Annotated in this window: 1 protein-coding gene; it reads right to left on the bottom strand. The window is 66.3% G+C overall.

The annotated features are described in order from the left end of the window. A partial coding sequence (locus tag DH10_RS35990) for a formate--tetrahydrofolate ligase (protein WP_192385966.1) occupies window positions 1-415 on the bottom strand: 415 nt, incomplete at both ends.

The raw sequence follows: 415 nt of genomic DNA, 5'->3' as shown, positions 1-415 counted from the left end.
ACGACGTAGTCGGCAAGCTTCAGCGCCGTCGTGGTGGCGACGACCGAGTTGCAGCCATGCGCGATGTTGGCGAACGGGCCGCCATGCACGAAGGCCGGGTTGTTCTCCAGCGTCTGCACCAGGTTGGGCTGCATGGCGTCCTTCAAGAGCACAGCCATGGCGCCGTCGGCCTTGAGGTCGCGGGCATAGACCGGCGACTTGTCGCGACGATAGGCGACGATGATGTCGCCCAGGCGCTTCTCGAGGTCCTTGAGGTCGGTGGCGAGGCACAGGATCGCCATCACTTCCGAGGCGACGGTGATGTCGAAGCCGGCTTCGCGCGGAAAACCGTTGGCGACGCCGCCGAGCGAGGAGATGATCTCGCGCAGCGCCCGGTCGTTCATGTCCATGACGCGGCGCCAGACGACACGGCGGG

This window comes from Mesorhizobium silamurunense, from assembly GCF_014843825.1.
GTDB lineage: Bacteria > Pseudomonadota > Alphaproteobacteria > Rhizobiales > Rhizobiaceae > Mesorhizobium > Mesorhizobium silamurunense.
Note: the sequence above shows the minus strand (reverse complement) of the source record. Positions and strands in the feature narration are given on the sequence as shown.